The sequence below is a fragment of the Shewanella sp. SG44-6 genome (assembly GCF_014164185.1).
GTDB lineage: Bacteria > Pseudomonadota > Gammaproteobacteria > Enterobacterales > Shewanellaceae > Shewanella > Shewanella vesiculosa.
The window spans coordinates 1-1641 of record NZ_JACJER010000264.1 but is presented as its reverse complement, the minus strand read 5'-3'; the positions used below and the strand labels follow the sequence as shown (position 1 = coordinate 1641).

Genomic DNA, 1641 nt, shown 5'->3' with positions numbered 1-1641 from the left:
TAAATCGTTGGATTGGCGCATCGATAATACTAACTGTTAAACATTAACTCATTATTATCAATAGTTTGTAATATATATAAAAGTGCTATGCAGACCTCGTAAACACCTATGCATCTTTTTTATCTGCTAAATTGTCATATTTAACCTGTATTTTTTGTTAAATAATATATTTACAACAAACACTTACAAGTGATATTTTGACGAAGAAACTTACAAGAAAGCAGGAGGTTATCCTGCTGCTAATCAATAAGCTGTTATGTGCCTAAGGAGTTATTAAGAATATGGATTATCTATTCGTTAGTATTGTAGCTCTTATTTCTCTAAACTTTTCTGTGAGTATTTATCTTTTTAAACGTAGTGACTTGAACCGTTTCCAGAAAATTGCGCAGGTAATAGTTGTTTGGTTGATTCCTTTTTTTGGTGCTATTGGTTTATGGTTGTTTAATCGTAGTCATGATTCTGATAACAATAAACCAAGTGGTGGTTCGTTTGGTGGCGGTTCACAAGACAGTATCGGAGTGTCAAGTTCGGGTGATTAAATCGGCATATAACAATCCAATCAATCGGACACAAACTCGCTGGCTTTGGCTCGTGCTTCGCAAGTATAGCCAACAAGTTTGCGCCGTTTATTAGAGGCGTTATAAGTCACAAGAGGTTCAGCGTGGGATTAGTTGAAGCAGTATTGCTAGGGATTCAGTTTAAGAGGCTTCAAAAGCCAATAGTGTTCTTTGCAATGCTAGTTGGTCTAGTACTATTTAGTGTTTTTGGCGTGGCTATAATCGGCGCGCTAATTAGTTCTATCGTCAACACTGAGAAGGAGTTCACCTTGCAGCTTGTTGGTGCTAGTTTCGGTTTACTGGCTATTTCTTTTATATTCTTTGGCCTTGCTTCGGCGTGCGCATATTTTATAAAAAGGTGTTTCGAGTGATGCCTTATAACAAGTTGCTCAAACATCGTTCCGGCCAAAAAGCGGCCTCCACTGGACTCGCTAACGCTCGCCGTTTAGCAAAGCGTTACACGTCATGATTAAACGAACCATCGCAACAATATTATTGGTATTTTCGGGGTTTTGCTTAGGAGGAACTGTGCAAGAAGGTAAAGAAGAATCTCAAGAATTAATGGATGCGGTTTTGCCGCTTGCAGAAAAACTATTATCCGAACACGGTGAGTTCTTTCCTTATGGTGGCGCAATGACTCCCGAAGGGAAAATTGTAAGTGTCGCAGCCTATGATGGCGACGAGCATCCTCCATCCTCAGAGGTCATAGACATGCTTCACAAGGCATTTCATACGGCAGCTAAGAATAATGAATATAAAGCTACTGCTCTTGTATACGATGTTAGGGTTCAATTAGCTAATGGCGAACCTTCAGATGCATTAGCCATCGAGCTGGATCATGAGACGGGTTATTCTATTGTTGTTCTTCTTCCCTACACCTTAAAAAATGGTCAGCTTCAATACGGTGAAATTTCCGCGCAAGCAGGTGAAGGCAATATCTTTCAGTAGCAAGCAACGTGTAACACATATGAGCCTCCCGCCAGTCAATAGGCGAGCCTAACTTATTTGACTGCTTTTGCAGTCAAATTAAAATCAATCAACAAATTCATCTACTTCGTCTGTCATTTAGCTGTCAAATCATCGT

General features: G+C 39.6%; 2 protein-coding genes. Both read left to right on the top strand.

All coding sequences use genetic code 11. The annotated features are described in order from the left end of the window. The first annotated feature begins 281 nt into the window (after positions 1 to 281). Positions 282 to 539: a hypothetical protein gene (locus tag H5185_RS22005; RefSeq protein ID WP_182743273.1), complete on the top strand. Its 258-nt coding sequence runs from the start codon at positions 282 to 284 to the stop codon at positions 537 to 539. A gap of 546 nt (positions 540 to 1085) precedes the next feature. After that, positions 1086 to 1505: a hypothetical protein gene (locus H5185_RS22000; protein ID WP_182743271.1), complete on the top strand. Its 420-nt coding sequence runs from the start codon at positions 1086 to 1088 to the stop codon at positions 1503 to 1505. The last annotated feature ends 136 nt before the right edge of the window (positions 1506 to 1641 follow it).